Below are 18,068 nucleotides of genomic sequence, written 5' to 3'. Positions count from 1 at the left end.
GGCGAGACAGCCGAGCGCGAGCAGCATCCCGCCGCCGCCGAAGTCGCCGACCAGGTTGAGCGGCGGCGCGGGCGGCGCGTCCGCGGGGCCGATCGGGTGCAGCGCGCCGGCGAGGGAGGCGTAGTTGATGTCGTGGCCGGCGGCCTGCGCGAGCGGCCCGTCCTGGCCCCACCCGGTCATCCGGCCGTAGACGAGCCTCGGGTTGCGGGCAAGGCACACGTCCGGGCCGAGGCCGAGCCGTTCGGTGACACCGGGCCGGAAGCCCTCGATGAGGACGTCCGCGCGGTCGACGATGCGCAGCACCCGGTCCCGCGCGGCCGGATCCTTCAGGTCGGCGACGACCACGGCCCTCCCGCGGCCGAGTAGCTCGGCGGGATCGACCGTGGTACCCGGCCGGTCGACCCGCACCACGTCGGCGCCCAGGTCGGCGAGGACCATCGCGGCGAACGGCCCAGGTGCGAGACTTGCCAGCTCCACCACCCGGATCCCGGTCAACGGTCCACTCACGACCGCTCCTTGAGCAGTGCCTTGGCGACGGACTGGATGTGCACCTCGTCCGGTCCGTCGTAGATGCGGGCGAACCGGGCGGTGCGGTACATGAACCCGAGCGGGGTGTCGTCGGAGAGCCCTTCCGCACCGAACACCTGCAGCGCGCGGTCGACGACGTCGTTCAGCATCCGCGCCCCGACCACCTTCACCACCCCGATCTCGACGCGCGCCGCGCCGCCGCCGTCGAGCACCCTCGCCGCGTCGAGCGTGAGCAGCCTCGCCGCGGTGATGGCGGCGTGGGCCTCGAAGACGTGCTGCTGCATCAACTGCTTGTCCGCCAACCGTTCGCCGAACGCCGTGCGGTCCAGCAGCCGCGCCACCATCAGCTCGTAGGCGCGGGTCGCCTGGCCGAGCCAGCGCATCGCATGGAAGATCCGGCCGGGCCCGAGCCGTTCCTGCGCGACGCGGAACCCGCCACCGCGCGGACCGACGAGGTGGTCGGCGGGTACCCGCACCTCGTCGAAGGCCAGCTCGTAGTGGCCGTGGTCGATGCCGAGCACCGGAATCTCCCGCACCACCCGGAAACCGGGGGTGCCGGCGGGCACCAGGATGATGCTGAACGAACCGTGCGCAGGCGTGTCCGCCGGCTCGGTCCGGCACATCACCGTGGTGTAGGCGGCCTCCCGCGCACCGGTGACGAACCACTTCCGGCCCGACAGAACCCACTCGTCGCCGTCGAGCCGGGCGGTGGTGCGCAGCTGCGTCGGGTCCGAACTGGACAGTCCGGGCTCGGTCATCGCGAAGCTCGGCATGATGTCGGCCGCCACGAGTGGCGCGAGGTAGCGGTCGCGCACCGCTGGTGTGCCGTGCCGGTGCAGCATCAGGCTGTCCTGCAGGCTGTGCGTGCCGAGCGCGAGCTGGCCGTACTCGCTGCGCCCCTGGACCTCGTTGACGTGCACGTAGTCGGCGAACGGCAGGCCACCGCCGCCGAGCTCCGCGGGGTGGCCGAGCGCCCACAGACCGGCCGCCTTCGCCCGCGCCCGCAGGTCGGGCAGCACCGCGCGCAGGTCGCGGTGCAGTGCGGGTTCGGCCGGGATCACGTGGTCGTCCACGAACGCCCGCACGGCCGCGACCAGGTCGTTCACGACTCCTCCAGATACCGGGGGTTGGCGACCCGCAGTTTGTCCACAACGGACTCGTACACCGCGGCACGAACGGCGGCCGGGTCGAGCTCACCCGCCCGCAGTCGCCGGGCCAGCTCGGCGTCGTCGGCAACGCCGAGTGCGGCGAGCCGGTCCCGATGCGCACGCTCCTGGCCCGGCCCGAGTGCGGCCTCACGGCGGACGATCTCCAGCACGTTGACCGCGACACGAAGGTGGAACCGGTGCTGCTCCGGCACATCGGGGGCGAGCCGGTCGCGGAGGAACTCGGTGACCGCCTCGAGCAGCTGGTCCAGGTCGGGTGCGTCGTGGCTCATGGCAACATCCGCAACAGGTCGTACTCGGTCTCACAGACCCGCCGGCCGATCGCGGCCAGCTCGACCGAGCGGTACTCGCCGGACAGGTGCGTGCTGGCCTGTTTCTCGCAGATGACGCCCCACTTGAGGGTGCCGAACACCTGCCACCAGAACAGCCGCGCCTGCTCGATCTCGCGGCCGGTCTCCTTGGCATAGGCGCCAAGGAGGTCCGCGACGTCGCCCATGCCACCGACGACGCCGGGGCCGCGGAACCGCCACACCTTCACGCACAGCCACGCCAGGTCCTCTGCCGGGTCGCCGACGTGGGTCATCTCCCAGTCCAGCACGGCGCGCACGCCGTCCTCGCCGATGATCAGGTTGCCGGTGCGGAAGTCCCCGTGCACGAGCACCGGCTCGACGGGACCCGGCCGGTTGGCGCGCAGCCACGCGATGGCGATCTCGAAGGCTGGGTGCGGCTCGCCGATCTCGTCGAGCCACCCGACGACCCGGTCGAGCTGGTCCGTCACGTCCAACCAGGACAGTCCGGCGAGCGGCGTGGCGTGCAGCCGGCCGAGGATCTGCCCGCACTGCGCGGCGAACCCGGCGCGGGCGGCGGCCAGCTCCGGTGCGCGCAGGATCCGGCGTGGCAGCGTCTCCCCCTCGACGAGCCCGGTCAACAGGAACGGCGCACCGAGCCGGTCGCCGCCGTCCCAGGCGACCACGGCTGGCACCGGAACGCCGGCCACGGCGGCGAGAAGCCGTACTTGTTCCTCGACCGCGGTCACGCCGAGCGTGGGGCCGGACCGCTCCTTCTGCAGGATGTACGCCCCCGACCACCCGTCATCGGCGGTCGCCGTCACCCGGTAGGTCTCCCGCGACGCGCCCGCGGACAGCGGCACCAGGTCGACCCGCACGTCGTCGCGGCCGACCGCGGCCGCGACCTCCCGCGCGACTCGGTCGGCAAGATCCGGCACCACGGTGGCCACGGGCACCATTGTCACAGGCGCTCGATGATCGTCGCGTTGGCGAGTCCACCGCCCTCGCACATGGTCTGCAGGCCGTACCGGCCGCCGGTGCGCTCCAGCTCGCACAGCAGGGTCGCCATCAGCTTCGTGCCGGAGGCGCCGAGCGGGTGGCCGAGTGCGATCGCACCACCGTTCACGTTGACCTTGTCCGGGTCGGCCTTCAGCTCGCGCTGCCAGGCCAGCACCACTGAGGCGAACGCCTCGTTGATCTCCACGAGGTCGAGGTCGTCGATGGTGAGGCCGGACCGGTCGAGGATCTTGCGGGTGGCGGGGATGGGCGCGGTGAGCATGGCGACGGGGTCGTCGCCGGCGAGCGCGAACGCGTGGAAGCGGGCCCTCGGGGTGAGGCCGAGCTCGACCGCCCTGTCCTCGCTCATGATCAGCACCGCCGACGCGCCGTCGGTGATCTGCGAGCTGTTGGCGGCGGTCACCCGCCCGTCGGGGAGGAAGGCGGGCTTCAGGCGCGCGAGCGACTCGACGGTCGACGCCCGGATGCCCTCGTCGGCGCCGACCTGGGTGCCGTGCTCGGTGGCGATGCGGGTCTCCGGGTCCCACGTGCGGGACTCGACGGGCACGAGCTCGCGGTCGAACCGGCCTTCGTCGCGGGCCCTGGTGGCCCGGTTCTGGCTCTGTGCGGCGAAAGTGTCGAGATCGGTGCGGGTGAGCCCCCACCGCTCGGCGATCAGCTCGGCGCCGAGTCCCTGCGGCACCAGGCCGCGCTGCCCGAAGGTCTCCCGGTCGGCGTACCGCGCCACGGCACGCGGGCCGAACGGCACCCCGCCGGCAGAGCTCGCTCCCATCGGGGTGCGGGTCATGACCTCGACACCCGCGGCGACGACGATGTCGTACGCGCCCGCGATGACGCCCTGTGCGGCGAAATGCGCCGCCTGCTGGGACGACCCGCACTGGCGGTCCACGGTGGTCGCGGGCACGCTCTCCGGCCACCCAGCGGCGAGGACGGCATTGCGAGCCACGTTCACGCTCTGGTCGCCCACCTGGGAGACGCACCCCATGATCACGTCGTCGACGAGAGCCGGGTCGAGGTCGTTGCGCCGCTGCAGCGCGGCGAGCACCTCGCCGGCCAGGTCCGCGGCATGCCAGCCGCCGAGTCCCCCGTTACGCTTCCCGCCGGGGGTACGGACCGCGTCGACGATCACTGCGTGCTTGGCCATCGTTGGCTCCCTGCAGTATGATTTTGACGTCAGTGTCACATTATGGGTGCGGCGCGACACCGGTGTCAACGAACGGAACTCGCGACCTCACTCCGCACGGCGGACGACGACGGAGGCGTCCTGACCGCCGAAGCCGAATGCGTTCACCTGGACGACGTCGACCGCCAGCCGGAGCGGGTCGCCGGTCACGACCTGGAAGTCGGCGGCCGGGTCGACGTCGCGGGTGCCGGCGGTGTTCGGGAACGAACCCGCCCGCATCGCGTGGGTCGCGGCGATCACGCCCATCGCACCGGAGGCCGCGCCGGTGTGGCCGAGATGGCCCTTCAACGACGACACCGGCAGCGGTGGCCGGCGCCCGCCGTACACCGCGTTGATCGCGGCGATCTCGGCGGCGTCGCCCTTCGGCGTCGCGGTCGCGTGTGCCACGAGCGCACTCACCTCCGCCGGCGCCACCTCCGCGTCGGCCAACGCGTTCCGCATCGCCTGCGCCTCCCACACCCCGCCGGGATGCGGCGAGGACGGGTGGTGGCTGTCGGCGAGCGACGCGTGGCCGGCGACCTCCGCGTGCACCCGCGCGCCGCGTGCGCGCGCGTGGCCGGCGGACTCCAGCACCAGCGCCGCCGAGCCTTCTCCGGTGACGATGCCGGACCGGTGGACGTCGAACGGCAGGCTCGCCCTGGCGGCGTCGCGTGCCCCGGTCGTCATCCCGTACGCGGCCTGGCCGACATACATGGCCGGCACGAACTCACCGTCGGCCGTGCCGTCGGCCAGCGGCAGGCCGCCCTCGGTGCCGCCGACGAGCGCCACGTCGACCGCACCCGACCGGATGAGCGTCCTGGCCAGCCCGATCGCGTCGAGCGCGGACGCGCACGCCGTGCACACGGTGAGCTGGGGGCCGTGCAGACCCCACCGCATGGCGATCTGCGCGGCCGCCATGTTGGGCCAGATCTGGATCATGGTCTTGCGCTCGACCGCCGACGGACCACCCGTCTCGAAGGCGTGCTGTGCCTTCAGCAACGCGCGGGTGCCGCCCATGCTCGTGCCGTGGACGACGGCCGTGCGCGCCGGGTTCAGGTGCTCCAGCCCGGCGTCCGCGACCGCCTCGACCGTGGCGGCGAGCGCGAACTGGGCGAACAGATCAGTTCCGGCGGCGACCTTCTCGTCCATCCAGTCCAGCGGGTCGAACCCGGGAACGACCGCCCACCAGGCAAAGGGGTTGTCCGCTCTGGTCGCGACCCACGGGGCGGCCGCGATCGCGACCTCGTTCGACCACAGGCCCGCGGTCAGCTTCGCGACGCCGACCCCGAACGGAGAGACGGCGCCCTGCCCGGTCACCACCACGCCGGTCATCGCGCCGGCTCCCGGAGCAGGAACTTCTGCACCTTGCCCATGGAGTTGCGTGGCAGCGCGGCAACGAACTCGATCTCCTTGGGCACCTTGTAGGCGGCGAGCCGCTCGCGGCAGTGCGCACGAAGGACTGCGGCGTCCACTTCGGACTCGGTGACGACCACCGCGGTCACCGCCTCGCCCCAGCGCGCGTCCCGGCGGCCGACGACCGCCACCTCACGCACGGCCGGGTGCGCGGTCAGTACCCGCTCGACCTCACCGGACGCGACGTTCTCCCCGCCGGTCACGATGATGTCCTTCTTCCGGTCGACGACGAGCAGCCGTCCGTCCTCGGTGAACCGGCCGACGTCCCCGGAGAGCAGGTATCGCCCGTCGGCCGAGGTCTCCGCCGTGCTCGCCGGGTTGACGTAGCCGAGGAACGGCGTCACGTTGCACACCCCGATCTCGCCGGTCTCCCCCGGGCCGCAGCGCACGCCGTCGGCATCGAACAGCGCGACGTCGGCGCCGACCATGGGGTGGCCGACGGACTGCGGAACGACCGCGCCGCGCCGCTTCGTCTCGTGCGTCACCCAGCCGCCCTCGCTCCAGCCGTACGCCTCGGTGATCGCCGCGGCGGGGAACGCGTCGAACGCCGCGTCGAGCTGCGCAGGGTCGACCGCGGCGCCGGAGGACAGCAGGCAGCGCAGGCTCGTCATGGCGGTGCCCGTCGCACGCCAGCGTTCGAGCACCTGGGTGAGCATCGAGGGGACGAGGAACGCGAAGGTGCAGCGCTGCTCCAGCTCTGCGCAGGCGGTGGCGGGGTGGAAGGCGGTGAGCACCCGGTTGGTCGCCCCGAGCGCCAGCGCGAGGATCGACAGTCCACCGTAGGAGTTGTGGAACATCGGCCCGGCGGTGAGCAGTGTGCTCTCCGCCGTCAGTCCGAAGTGGACGGCCCAGCGCAGGTACTGGACGTACATGCCGGCACCGTCGTAGATCGCACCCTTGGGGAAGCCGGTGGTTCCGGAGGTGTAGCCGATGACGAACGGGTCGCCGGGCGCGCTTGGCTGGAACGCGTCCCACGGCTGCGCGGCCGGGAGGTCCGCGGTGGACACCGTGACCCGCCGCCGGGCCAGCGCGGCGACGAGGTCGACGAACTCCGGGCCGTGCAGCAACAGTCCCGCCGAGGAGTCGGCCAGCACGTAGTCGACCTCCGACGCGGTGAGGGCGCCGTTGACCGGCAACGCGGGCACGCCGGCGAGTTGGCACGCCAGGAGAGCGAGCACGGCGTCCGGACCGTTGCGCAGCAGGATCGCGACCGGGGAGCCGTCGCCGCGCTCCCGGATGGCCGTCGCGAGCGCGAGTGTGCGGTCCAGTGCCGCCGCGTAGGTGAGCTCCTGGCCGCCGACCACCTGCACGGCGGGCCGGTCGGGGTAGGACGCCGAGGTGAACCGCAGCTGTTCGACGAGGGTGTGCCGCAACATCGGTTACCGGACCGCCGCGCGGCTGCCGGCGGCGAGGACCCGCTCCACCGCGGCCGCGGAGGACGGGAAGGGCGCCCCGGGCGGGGCGTCGCGCAGCGCGGCGACAGCGGCACCGGCCGAGTCGCCGAGCGGGACGGGTTCGGACTCCACGACCCGAACCGCGGCCACCACCCCGCCACCGACCTCCAGCACGAGCCCGGTGTCCACACAGGACGCCGAGACGAGGTGGACGACAACCGGACTGACCAGCTCGGGCGCGATCCCTGCGGTCACCTCCGCCGGCAGCAGCGGGATCGTCATCCGCGTTGCGGCCACCGGCGCGATCGCGTTGACGAGCACCCCGTGCCGCGCACCCTCCTGCTTGAGCACATTGACCAGTCCGACCAGCCCCATCTTGGCCGCCGCGTAGTTGGCCTGCCCGAACTGCCCGTACAGCCCGGAAGCCGACGAGGTGACCACGACCCGCCCGGAACCGGAGCGGGCAAGTGCGGGCCACGCGGCGTGCGTGGTGTAGGCAGCGGCACCGAGGTGCACCCGAACGACGGCGTCGAAGTCGTCGAGCGACATCTTCGCGAAGGTGCGGTCCCGCAACACCCCGGCGCTGTTGACCACGGCGTCCAGCCCGCCGAGCACCTCCTCGGCGTACGCGACCGCCTCAGCAGCACCATCGTGCGTGGCGACGTCGTGATGACTGGTGAACGCCAGCCCACCCGTGGCGCTGATCACCGCGGCGACCGCGTCCGCGGGCTCGCGGGACAAGCCCGTCCCGTCGAGTTCCGCACCGGTGTCGTTCACCACCACGGCCGCACCTTCCGCGGCCATCGCGAGCGCGTGGGCGCGCCCCAAGCCACGTCCCGCACCCGTCACCAGCACCCTGCGCCCCTGCAGCTCCGCGACCATGAAGGCACAGTAGCGTCAGGTATCTGCACATTCAACTGTTTGATGTGCTCGCATTCGGCGATCGCCTGCCAGTGGGCTTTCACTGTGGCGCAAAGGCTCTGCCGCACGTACGCCGCCGGGCCCGACGTGCTCGAGAGCATCCGCACGCACGTCGCTCCGGTCCTCGGCTGGCGCTGAGCGAATCCTCACGAGCGCTGACAGCGGCGAGCTTCGAGCGCGTCCAGAATCAGGTCCAGGCCGTAGCCGAACTCGCTCGTGTGGTCGTAGCCCGGCTGCATGGCGTGGTCGACGATCACCTCCGCGAGACACGGCAACTCGTCCGCGGGCAGGTGCTCGAGGATGCTGCCGGCCACGTCCTCGACCTCGTCCTGCGTTTTCACCGGCAGGTTCGCCTCCTGGAGGACGAACCCGCCGATGTAGCTGTCGATGAGCGAGACAGCGTGCACGGCCATCGGGAGCGTGAAGCCCGCCTCCCGCAGCACACCGAGGACGGCGTCGTGGTGGCGTAGCGTCGCCCGCCCCGGGTTGCGGCGGGAGTCCATGAGGCCGAGAGCCCAGCTGTGCTGCGACAGGACCGCGCGCGCGGAGCAAGCGCGTGCACGGATCGCGTCGCGCCAGTCGTCGCACGTGGCGCCGGGCAGGTCGATCGCCGCGAACACCGCGTCGGTCACGCCGTCGAGGATCGCGTCCTTGTTGGGTACGTGGTGGTAGAGCGACATTGCCTCCACGCCCAGTTCCTGCGCCACCCGTCGCATCGTGACGGCCTCCACGCCGCCGCGGTCCGCGACCCGGATCGCGGCTTCCAGCACGCGATCTCTGCTGAGTGGTTGCCGTGGCGGTGGTGACACGAAGGCTCCAGGGTGCGGGTGCGTTGACAAGCTTACAGGTGTAAGGCAGCCTTACAGATGTAAGGGTGAGGAAGGAGCTCCTGATGCCGATGCCGAGCTGGTGGGGGCACGTCAACAAGCGGCTGTTCAACCCGCGCGCGATCGCGAGCGGGAAATGGCCGGTGCTGACACACATCGGTCGCACCTCTGGCGCGGCGTACCGCACGCCGCTCGACGCGCATCCCGTCGAGAGCGGCTACCTGTTCGTTCTGGTGTACGGCTCGGGTTCGGACTGGGTGCGCAACGTCCTGGCAGCCGACGGTGCGCGGCTCCGGGTCGACGGGAGGGAGGTGGAACTCGCCGCCCCACGCCTCGTCGGGAAAGAGGAGGCGTTCCAGGCCCTGTCCGATGAGGTGGCACGACCACCGAGGATGCTCCGCATCACCGAGTTCCTCCGGATGGATCTGGTCGCGGGCTGACGGTCCGCGAGGGCGACCCAGCCGTCCGCGCGACATCCACGAGCTGACCTGGTCCGGACCAAGGGAGCCTCAAGACCGCGTTGTCCGCGCTCACCGGTGAGCGTGGGCGCGGCATCCGGGTGAATGCCGCGCCCACGGTGTCATCGGACCTTTACTGAACCGGTCCGATGTGGACGATCACGAATCTACCGCGTTGGTAGTGCCCGGCGACGCTGCGCCTGGGCTCCCGGTCGGTCAGGAAGTAGACCGTGAAGCCGATTGACGGCCCGTGGGTCTCGCTCGTCGCGCGGGCCAGCGCGAAGGCGCCGCGCGACTGGGCGACGAGCCACGCCTCCGGCGACTCGTGCTTGAAGAACTTGATGGTCGGGTCATCAGGGTCGGTGCCACCCTCGAGGTGACGGCCTGAGCTGATGGGGCTGCGGTCAAAGTTCGGGCCGGCGCCGAACGCTGCCCAGAACTCGTCGGCGATGCTCCGCTCGGCCTCCTGGCGCGCCTGCCCGGTCGCGATGCCCTCGGCCTCGCGCGCCTGCCGGATCTCGGACGTGACCACGCGGGGTTTGGCCCCGGCCGCGGCGAGCGATCGTGCGAGGAACCCGCCGCCGGACGGGATCCGAACCTGCTTGCGGGTGCGCCCCGGGCCTTCAACGGTGGTCCTGGCCTTCTCGGTGGCGGCCGTGACCACCTTCTCCTTGACTGCCTCGGTGTCCTTCGTGTCATCGTGTGACCGCTCGCGGCGCTCGTCGTCGTCGCCTCCCCCGCCCCTGTCGTCGCCCCCGCCGCCGACACCGCCGGTCACGCCACCCTGCTCGAGGCTAGTCATTTGCCATCTCCTCCAGAATGTTGTTGCGCACCGCGGCGGTCACCTCGGCCAGGTCCTCCGCGGACAGCCCGTCGGCCCCCTCGATCTCGGCGACGGTGTCCGCGACCAGCATCTCGGCGAGCTGGTCGAGCTCGACCTCCTCGAACTCGCCCGCCGCCGCGCCTTCGGTGGCCGTCTTCTCGGTCCCCTCGGCTGCGGGGGTCTCGGCGATCACCGTCTCCGTGGCCGGGGTCATCAGCTCGTCGATCAGGCCGTCGAGCCAGGACTGCTTGTGGTCGGCCGGGCTCGCGTCCCAGGCCTCACCCCAGCGGTAGTCGAGCTGCTGGGCGAGGTAGGTGCTCCACTCCGGGCCCCACGCGGCCGCGAGCCGCTCCTGGTGCTGTGCGCCGACCCAGCCGAACCGGCCACCGTCCTCGGCCGGCTCCTCGGCGTGCTCCGCGTAGGCCACCTCGGCGGGTTCCCCCGCGGCCTCCCCGGCGGCTTGGTCGGCGGCGGGGTAACGCTGCCAGTACAGCTCCCAGTAGAGGCCCGGGAGCTGCGTGCGCACCTCCAGCATCCGGCTGACCACCCGCAGCCCGTCCCCGGCCCCTTGCACGGCATAGGTGAACTGGTCCAGTCCAGTGGGGTCCAGCGAGCCGGCGGTCTCCCGGAGCCGCTGTGCGAAGCGTTCGGTGTCGGCATCCTCCGGTCCGGCGTCGTAGGCGTCCTGGACCAGCCCGAACCAGTGGGTCACCTCCTCGTCGCTGGCCAACGGCATCGATACGATCAGTTCCGCGGTGTCGGCGTCCACTCCACTCGGCAGCGCGGTAAATGATGCGGTCATGTCACTATGCGTCGCTCTACGATCGCCGGCCGTTAAGAACGTATCGACCCCCATTCGTGCCGCCGGGCCTGTCCTGACGTCCGCCCGATCGGGCATGGACGCGTGTCGGCCGGCCGGCACGCCGTTCACCAGGTCATGTGCGCACCAGGCGATCGGACTCGCCTAACTGGAGATCGACCGGTGCGCCACGGCGCCACCCGCCTCATCCCGAGTGGGCGACCTGGCCGGTGATCACAGCCAGCCGGCGTTGCGTGCGATCCGTGCCGCGTCGATTCGGTTGTGGGCGCCCACCTTGCTGATCGCGTTCGACAGGTAGTTGCGGACCGTCGCGCCGGACAGCGAAAGGCGGGTGGCGATCTGGTCCGTCGGCAGCCCGCTCTCCGCCTCGCGCAGTACGTCGGCCTCCCGGGCGGTGAGTGGCGACGTGCCGGTTTCCAGCGCGGCCGCGATCAGGTCCGGGTCGATCACCCGCTCCCCCGCGTGCACCCGGCGCACGCCCGCAGCCAATGCCTCCGCCGGCGCGTCCTTCACGATGAACCCGCGCACGTGGGCCTGCAGCGCCCGCAGGAGAAGGCCTGGCTGGCTCAACCCGGTCAGCACGAGGGTCCGGCAGCCCGGCACGGCATCGTGCAGTGCGCCGGCCGCGGTCAGGCCGTCCATGCCGGGCAGGTCGATGTCGACGACCGCTACGTCGGGCAACGTGGCGGCCGCGGTCGGCACGATCTCGTCGCCGCGGTCGAGCTCGGCGACCACGCGCATGTCGTCCTCCAGCGACAGCAGCGCCACCAGCGCGCCCCGGATCAGGTGCATGTCCTCGGCGACCAGGACCCGGATCATGTGTCTCCCTCGGTGGCGGGCACGGTCACCCGCAGTACGAACTCGTCGGCACGGACGACGACGGACACCGTGCCGCCCACGGCCGCCGCCCGCGCCCGCAGGCCCGCGATGCCGCTGCCATCCGCGGACCGCGGCGACCGGATCCCGTCGTTGGTCATCTCGACCGAACCACGACCCAGGGTGATCGTGCACCGCGTGGCGTCGCTGTGGCGCAGCAGGTTCGTGGTGCCCTCGCGGACGGCCCACGCCAGCACCGGATGCGGGGTCGCGGTGCCAACCACCTCGGTGTCGACGCCCGCCGCGGCCAGCAACGCGGCCGCGGCGGTGACCTCATCGCCCAGCACCACCGCGTGCTCGTCACGGGTGATGGCGTACATGTCGTGCAGCGCGGCACGGGCCGTCTGCGCCACCCCGGCGATCTCGGCGTGGGCGGCGGCCGCGTCGATGGGCAGCAGCCGCACCGCGAGGTCGCCCTTCAGCGAGATCGCGGACAGGCTCTGCCCGAGCAGGTCGTGCAGGTCCCGGGACACGCGGACCCGTTCCCGCTCCACGGCCGACTGCGCCAGCTCCATCCTGGTCTGGTGCAGCTCGTTCAGCAGCCGGACCAGCCGCACGGTGCCGTACAGCGCGAGGATGAACACCGCCGAGATGCCCGCCGTGTACGCGAAGCCGAGCACCTTGTCGGCGGTGACCATCTCCCTGCCGAACACACCCTGGTTGAACAGGCAGGCCGCGAAGCCCACCGCGAAGCCGGCCGTCCGGCCCCACCCTCCGGGCAACAGCAGCATCGCGGCGGCCCCGACAGTGATCGTCGGCGCGCTCCACCCCTCGCCCAGCCAGAACACCGGCACCTCGGCGACCAGCGCCTGGGCGGACAGGGTCAGCGGCCAGCCGACCGGACGGACGTCGCGGGCGGCGGCCAACACGTGCCGCAGGTGCAGCACAGCGAGCAGCGCACCGGCGAGCACGGCGACTGCGACCGGCCCGTCCCCCGAGCCGTCGACGAGGATCGTCACCGGCCCCAGCACCACGATCGGCAGGTGCAGCGCGAGCAGGAACCACGGCGCCCTGCGCACGATCCAGTGCGGGTAGTCGGGGGTCACGGCGAGACCTCCGCGTCGACGAGTGGGGTGCCGTTCGCGGCGACGGTGAGCCGGAACTGGTCGCCGCCCCTGGTGACGGTGATCGTGGCGGCGCGGACGGTGTCGTCGTGCAGCAGCCGGTCGACCGCCGACCGCAGGGCGCTGGTCAGCTCGTCGGAGGTCAGGTCGCCACGGGGGACCGACAGTGTGGTCCTGATGCCCGCGGCCTCGAGCAGCGCGACGGCCGCGTCCAGCTCCGCGCGCAGCGGCACCCGCTGGTACGCGCGGATCATCCGGCGGGCCGCGGCCAACGTGCGGCGCGAACCATCGACGAGGGCGCGCAACTCCCGCTCCGCCGTGGCGGGATCCTCGTCACGCAGCGCGGCGGCGCCCGCGGCGATGACGCGCAGCTCCGTGCCCACCGTGCCGGCGAGCTCGTCATCGATGCGGAGCCGTTCCCCGAGCACGGCCTGGGCGGCGAGCTCCGCCCGTGCCGCCCGCAACTGGTACAGCGCCCCGGCGAACCACGCCGGCACGACCGTCGCACCCGCGCGGCCGACCAGGGCGATCACGAACCAGCCCGGGGTGGCGTTCGGTGCGAACGCCACGTACAGCCACACGGCCCCCACCGTGAGCATGCCACCCGCGAGCACCGACCACGGCGGCCGCAGCACCACGAAAATGGACGCCAGTAGCTGCGCTCCCGCCAGGTACCACTCCGGACCGACCAGCACCACACCCGCGCCGTAGAGCACTGCCATCAAGAGCAGCGTCCACTCTCCGGCCCGCGGTCGCCGCGCATGTGCCGCCGACCAGAGGTGGTGCAGGTGCGGCGGCAGGAACCCGGCGAGAAGCACCGCCGCGACCAGCGGATCGGCGGTGAGGAACGCGAACAACCACTGCACGGCGACGACGACCAGCGTGGCGGCGATCGGCGCGAACGGGATGAGTCTCGACATCCCGTCCGAACGCGAAATAACGGCCAAGCCAGGTCCCCCGTTCCGCTGCTGAGGGACACACGGTAACCCGGCCGGCGGGACGCGCGAGCCGGTCAGCACTGCCGTCATGCCGGTCAGGGTGCCGCCCGGCGAGCGCCTTCCGGTAGGCACGGAACTCCACAGTGGGCGATGACAATTGTCATCGCCCACTGCCCACATCCTCATCTGCCGGGCGACATGCCACAGCGGACAGTCTGTGCGCAGCGCCGGAACGGCCGGTGCCGGACAAGGGAGAGACATCGTGACCACATCCCGCACCGTCGTCGGCAACATCTCGCTGTCACTCGACGGCCGCGTCGCCGGCCGCGGCGGCCCGTACGACATGGGCTGGATCGTGCCGCACAACCTCACGGACAGGGCACGCACCCACATGCTGCGGGTGACCGCCCCGGCCACGACAGCGTTGCTGGGCCGCACCAACTACGAGGGGTTCGGCGGCTTCTGGCCGTCCGTCGCGGACAACCCGGAGGCCGACCCCAAGGACCGCGAGTTCTCCCGCTGGCTCAACGCCGTCGAGAAGGTCGTCTTCTCTACCACCCTCACCGAGGCCACCTGGGAGAACGCCCGCATCGCGGCGACCGACCCGGCCACCGCGGTGAAGGAGCTGCGGCAGCAGGATGGCGGCGACATCATCGTGCTGGCCAGCACGAGCGTCATCCAGAACCTGATCGAGGCCGATGAACTGGACCGGCTGTCGATCACCCTGTGCCCCGAGTTCGTCGGCGGCGGCCCCCGGCTGTTCCCCGACGGCCCGGAAGCAACCTCCTGGCGGCTCACGGACTCCACCCCGACCGAGAGCGGCGCGCTCTGCCTGCTCTACGACCGAGCGTGAGGCGACGCGGCGATCCCTTGTCTCCCAAGGGATTGCCGCTATGCCGTCGAGTGGCCGGGCCTCCGGGTTGCGTTGCGGCCGTCGATGTCGAGAACCTGGGACCGGCGCGGTCCCAGGTGTGAATGCGGCCACCATGGTCGCGACGTAACGGATGGAGAACCCTCATGGAACGACAAGACATCGACGACGAACTGTCCACGACCGGCGCGCAGGAACTGCTCACGTCCCCCTCGGCCGCCCACCTCGCCTACATCGGGAAGGACGGAACGCCGCGGGTGATTCCGGTCGGATTCTTCTGGACCGGCGACCAGTTCGTGATCTCCACGGCGACGACCTCACCGAAGGTCGCAGCGCTGTCGACTCGCCCGGACGTCTCACTGGCCATCGACACCGGCGACACGCCCGCCCAGGCGCGAGCCCTTTCCGTACGCGGACGGGCGAACGTCGAAATCGTGGACGGCGTGGTCGAGGAGTACCTCGCCGCCGCAAGGAAATCCATGGACGCCGAAGCTGCGGCCGAGTTCGAGCAGAACGTCCGCGTGATGTACGACCAGATGGCCCGAATCGCGATCACGCCACACTGGGTGCGCTACTACGACTTCGGCGCCGGCCGAATGCCGCGATTCCTCCAGGAACTGGCCGAACGGAACCGGTCCTGACGTCGGACCGGTGGACTCGGGGCACTCGCGCCACCTGAATCGCCCTGCGAAGGGACCTTCTGCGGGATGATGGCCCGTCGCGCCGGGTGGTCACATCGACAACCATCGCACGAGGCCGTGGTCGGAGTACCACGTGCCGGGTGTCAGCCCAAGCGGTGCCCAGACAGCTCAGGGCGAGTGTTCGACCGCACATCGATGGCAAGGCTGATCGCGAACGCCACGACGACGGCGAGCCGATTTCAATTCGACCCTCACCAATATTCGGTCGGGCCTTCCGGCGGTTCTGCTTCATCAGGCGCTCGCCGTCCCGGGCTCAGCGCGCGGCGCAGGGCGAGTACGGCGGTGACGAGCGCTGCGCCGACCGCAGCAACCGCGCCGGCCGGACCGAGTGCGCTGGCCAGGGCGCCGGCCAGCGGTTGCGTCAGACCCTGCCCACCCATCACCCCCGTCGAGCTGAGGCCGAAGGCCCGACCCCGCAGCTCCGCCGGGACATTGTCGAGGAATGCCTGCTGGATTCCGAGCTGGTAGCTCAGGCCCGCCCCGCACACCAGCAACAACCCGAACACAAGCGGCAGCGGTGGCTGCAGGGCGAACGCCAGCAGCGGAACGCCGAGCAGCAGCGCCAGCGGGAATGCGAGTCGTTCTCGCGTAGCTGGGCGGCAGAACCTGCCGACCAGCGCGTTGCCGAGCACCATCCCGATGGATGTCGCGGCGAGCAGTGGGCCGGCCGCGCCGGGTTGCTTCCCGAGCGCCGCGGTGTACGGCACGATCAGCGCCGGGGCGCCGGCGAAGATCGACACCGGCATCCAGCTCGCGAACAGCAACCGCCGGATCCGCAAGTCCCGCAGCAGTGCCGCGAGGGGCCGCGCTCAGCTGTTTGCTCGGCGCGTCCCGCGCCGGGATCCTGCTCGCCCTCGACGAGCCGGCCAGTACCACCCACCTCGCCGCCATCCTCGGCCAGTCACTCGGCGCGGTCGGCAACCATCTCGCCGTGCTCCGTGACGCCGGCCTGGTCACTCGGGCCCGGTCCGGCCGGTCCGTCCTCTACACCCGCTCCCCCGTCGCCGACGCCCTCATGGCCTCCGCCGCCCCCGACCTGGCTGAGGGACCAGTGGTTGACCAGCGACAGACCAGCGGTGAACCAGCAAGCTGAGCGTGTCCACGGCGGTCGTGGCGCCGTAACGTTTGGTCAGGCCGCGCAGGTCAATAGAGTTACTCATGATGGTTCCCCTGTGAGTGGCGGTTTTCCGGGCGAGAAGATCCATGCGTCGAAGAACTGGGTGAGGTCCTGGCCGGAAATCCGGTTCGCCAGCGCGGCGAAATCGACGGACGTGGCGTTGCCGTGGTGATTTCGGGTGGCCCAGGCGCGCAGCAGGGAGAAGAACTTCTGGTCGCCGATCTTCTCGCGGAGGAGCTGCAGCGCCATGGCACCACCGAGATAGACGCGCGCCCCGACGTTTTGATCGGGTTGCCCGGGGGCGGCGGTGATGACCTTCCAGAATGCGGAGTCGGCCGGATAGGAATCGTAGGTCCGAAGGGCCTCGTCGTGGGCCGACGTCCGCCCCTTGGTCTCGTCCCAGTACCAGGTCGCGAAGGTGGCGAAGCCCTCGCTGAGCCAGACCTCGCTCCAGCGCGGGATTCCGACGCTGTCGCCGAACCACTGGTGGGCCAGTTCGTGTGCGATCGTCGCGTCCTGGTGCACGTCGGAGTACACCGGCCGGGTCTGGCTCTCCTCCGAGAACGGCACCATCTTTCCCTGATACAGCGCGAGATCGGCGATGGCGCCGGTGGAATCGAACGGATAGGGGCCGAACGTTTTCACCCACAGGTCGGTGACCTCGGCTGAGGTGTCCCAGAAGAACGTCATCGGGTCGGGACCGGAGCCCTTCAGCCGCGGATCGACCGCGACGTACTGGGGAACTCCGCCGGCTGTCCGGCCCGTCCGGATCTCCCACTGTCCAATGGCGACGGTGGCGAGATAGGTTGCCATCGGGTCGCGCTCCGCCCACCGGAACGTCGTCGACTCGCCCACGGTGCGACGCGACACCAGCCGACCGTTGGCAACCACTCCGAGGGCCTTGGGCACCCGCACGGAGAAGGCAAAGGTCGCCTTGTCGGAGGGATGATCGTTGGCGGGGAACCAGGTAGATGCGCCGTCCTGCACGCTCAGCACTACCGCACCGTCGTCGGTGGGCACGAACCCGTACGGTGTGTCACCGCCGAGGGGCTGCGGCGTGCCGCCATAGCTCACCTCGACGCGGAAGCGTGAGCGGTTGGGCAGCCCGCGCGCCGGCGTGATGATCAGCTCCTGCCCGTTCCGGCTGAACCCGGCAGTCAGCCCGTCGACGGTGACCTTGGTGACCGTCAACTGTTGCAGGTCCAGGTCGAAGCGGGACAGATCCTGCGTGGCCCGGGCGTCGATGACGGCCACGCCGTCCAGCTGCCCGCTGTCCGGTTCGAAGGACAGGTCGAGATCGTAGTGCTCAACCTGGTACCCGCCATTGCCTTCGAACGGATACCACGGATCACCCAAGCCGGATGAGCCCGGCCGGAATTCCACCTTGTCGGTGGCCGACGCCTCGGGAACGAGCGCGCCGAGGATGGCCACCACCGTGCCGAGCACCACAAGCTGTGCGCGCCATGGCGATCGTCGCATGAGTTTCACCTCGTCAGGAGCGGAAGATCTGGTGTGCTCATGCTCCCGAGGCGCCGTCGTGGAATCGATCGTGCCAACACGACGATCCAGGGTTCGGTTTACCCACCTGGCGTGACCCGTTTTGACGGACATCTGAGATCAGGGCGCGAGCCTCCGGAAGGATGTCCCTCAACACCCCTCGTCCAGGAGTCACGGAATGCGACCGG

At 71.1% G+C, this 18,068-nt stretch carries 20 protein-coding genes; 4 read left to right on the top strand and 16 right to left on the bottom strand.

The window, feature by feature from the left end; translation table 11 throughout:
- From VGD70_RS11505 to VGD70_RS11465, 9 genes are all read right to left on the bottom strand, one after another.
- The coding region (locus tag VGD70_RS11505) for a CoA transferase (protein ID WP_331080902.1) at window positions 1-507 on the bottom strand (507 nt) is incomplete at its 3' end.
- The gene (locus tag VGD70_RS11500; RefSeq protein ID WP_331080900.1) at window positions 504-1,634 is read right to left on the bottom strand and encodes an acyl-CoA dehydrogenase family protein; all 1,131 of its coding nucleotides are present in this window, start codon (window positions 1,632-1,634) and stop codon (window positions 504-506) included. The genes VGD70_RS11505 and VGD70_RS11500, both read right to left, overlap by 4 nt.
- Complete coding sequence (locus VGD70_RS11495) at window positions 1,631-1,966, bottom strand: DUF6285 domain-containing protein (RefSeq protein WP_331080898.1); 336 nt, start codon at window positions 1,964-1,966, stop codon at window positions 1,631-1,633. Before VGD70_RS11495 ends, VGD70_RS11500 begins: the two co-directional genes overlap by 4 nt.
- A complete protein-coding gene (locus tag VGD70_RS11490) occupies window positions 1,963-2,931 on the bottom strand; it encodes a phosphotransferase family protein (RefSeq protein WP_331080896.1) in 969 nt (322 codons plus the stop codon). Before VGD70_RS11490 ends, VGD70_RS11495 begins: the two co-directional genes overlap by 4 nt.
- An 11-nt stretch (window positions 2,932-2,942) precedes the next feature.
- Entirely contained in the window at window positions 2,943-4,142 is a 1,200-nt protein-coding gene (locus VGD70_RS11485) for an acetyl-CoA C-acyltransferase (RefSeq protein WP_331080895.1), read from the bottom strand.
- Between the two features lie 87 nt (window positions 4,143-4,229).
- Entirely contained in the window at window positions 4,230-5,492 is a 1,263-nt protein-coding gene (locus tag VGD70_RS11480) for a beta-ketoacyl-[acyl-carrier-protein] synthase family protein (RefSeq protein ID WP_331080893.1), read from the bottom strand.
- Entirely contained in the window at window positions 5,489-6,949 is a 1,461-nt protein-coding gene (locus VGD70_RS11475) for a class I adenylate-forming enzyme family protein (protein WP_331080891.1), read from the bottom strand. Before VGD70_RS11475 ends, VGD70_RS11480 begins: the two co-directional genes overlap by 4 nt.
- 3 nt (window positions 6,950-6,952) lie before the next feature.
- Complete coding sequence (locus VGD70_RS11470) at window positions 6,953-7,849, bottom strand: SDR family NAD(P)-dependent oxidoreductase (protein WP_331080890.1); 897 nt, start codon at window positions 7,847-7,849, stop codon at window positions 6,953-6,955.
- Window positions 7,850-8,034: 185 nt separating this feature from the next.
- Window positions 8,035-8,658 (bottom strand): TetR/AcrR family transcriptional regulator, encoded by a 624-nt coding sequence (locus VGD70_RS11465; RefSeq protein ID WP_331080888.1) that lies wholly within the window; start codon window positions 8,656-8,658, stop codon window positions 8,035-8,037.
- A 104-nt stretch (window positions 8,659-8,762) separates the two neighbouring features.
- Between VGD70_RS11465 and VGD70_RS11460 the strand changes: the two genes are divergently transcribed.
- A complete protein-coding gene (locus VGD70_RS11460; protein ID WP_331080886.1) occupies window positions 8,763-9,155 on the top strand; it encodes a nitroreductase family deazaflavin-dependent oxidoreductase in 393 nt (130 codons plus the stop codon).
- Window positions 9,156-9,306: 151 nt separating this feature from the next.
- Here VGD70_RS11460 and VGD70_RS11455 read toward each other — a convergent pair whose 3' ends face one another.
- The 5 genes from VGD70_RS11455 to VGD70_RS11435 all read right to left on the bottom strand — a co-directional run bounded on the left by VGD70_RS11455 (window position 9,307) and on the right by VGD70_RS11435 (window position 13,676).
- A complete protein-coding gene (locus VGD70_RS11455) occupies window positions 9,307-9,951 on the bottom strand; it encodes a hypothetical protein (protein WP_331080884.1) in 645 nt (214 codons plus the stop codon).
- Window positions 9,952-9,967: 16 nt separating this feature from the next.
- Entirely contained in the window at window positions 9,968-10,798 is an 831-nt protein-coding gene (locus VGD70_RS11450) for a hypothetical protein (RefSeq protein WP_331080882.1), read from the bottom strand.
- A 231-nt stretch (window positions 10,799-11,029) separates the two neighbouring features.
- Entirely contained in the window at window positions 11,030-11,635 is a 606-nt protein-coding gene (locus VGD70_RS11445; protein ID WP_331080880.1) for a response regulator transcription factor, read from the bottom strand.
- Window positions 11,632-12,738: a sensor histidine kinase gene (locus VGD70_RS11440; protein WP_331080878.1), complete on the bottom strand. Its 1,107-nt coding sequence runs from the start codon at window positions 12,736-12,738 to the stop codon at window positions 11,632-11,634. The genes VGD70_RS11445 and VGD70_RS11440 overlap by 4 nt, the downstream gene beginning before the upstream one ends.
- Complete coding sequence (locus tag VGD70_RS11435; protein WP_331080876.1) at window positions 12,735-13,676, bottom strand: hypothetical protein; 942 nt, start codon at window positions 13,674-13,676, stop codon at window positions 12,735-12,737. Before VGD70_RS11435 ends, VGD70_RS11440 begins: the two co-directional genes overlap by 4 nt.
- A gap of 280 nt (window positions 13,677-13,956) precedes the next feature.
- Here VGD70_RS11435 and VGD70_RS11430 point away from each other — a divergent pair, with 280 nt between their 5' ends.
- On the top strand, window positions 13,957-14,547 hold the full coding sequence (locus VGD70_RS11430) for a dihydrofolate reductase family protein (RefSeq protein ID WP_331080875.1): 591 nt from the start codon (window positions 13,957-13,959) through the stop codon (window positions 14,545-14,547).
- A 164-nt stretch (window positions 14,548-14,711) separates the two neighbouring features.
- On the top strand, window positions 14,712-15,206 hold the full coding sequence (locus tag VGD70_RS11425; protein WP_331080873.1) for a pyridoxamine 5'-phosphate oxidase family protein: 495 nt from the start codon (window positions 14,712-14,714) through the stop codon (window positions 15,204-15,206).
- A gap of 251 nt (window positions 15,207-15,457) precedes the next feature.
- Here the strand turns inward: VGD70_RS11425 and VGD70_RS11420 are convergent, their stop codons facing one another.
- Window positions 15,458-16,030, bottom strand: a complete 573-nt coding sequence (locus VGD70_RS11420) for an MFS transporter (RefSeq protein ID WP_331080871.1) — start codon at window positions 16,028-16,030, stop codon at window positions 15,458-15,460.
- 26 nt (window positions 16,031-16,056) lie between these two features.
- On the opposite strand from VGD70_RS11420, the gene VGD70_RS11415 reads away from it, so the two are divergent.
- A complete protein-coding gene (locus tag VGD70_RS11415; protein WP_331080869.1) occupies window positions 16,057-16,359 on the top strand; it encodes a winged helix-turn-helix domain-containing protein in 303 nt (100 codons plus the stop codon).
- 63 nt (window positions 16,360-16,422) lie between these two features.
- Here VGD70_RS11415 and VGD70_RS11410 read toward each other — a convergent pair whose 3' ends face one another.
- On the bottom strand, window positions 16,423-17,862 hold the full coding sequence (locus tag VGD70_RS11410) for a M1 family metallopeptidase (protein ID WP_331080867.1): 1,440 nt from the start codon (window positions 17,860-17,862) through the stop codon (window positions 16,423-16,425).
- Window positions 17,863-18,068 lie beyond the last annotated feature (206 nt).

The sequence above is a fragment of the Actinophytocola sp. genome (assembly GCF_036402745.1).
Taxonomy (GTDB): domain Bacteria; phylum Actinomycetota; class Actinomycetes; order Mycobacteriales; family Pseudonocardiaceae; genus Actinophytocola.
Note: the sequence above shows the minus strand (reverse complement) of the source record. Positions and strands in the feature narration are given on the sequence as shown.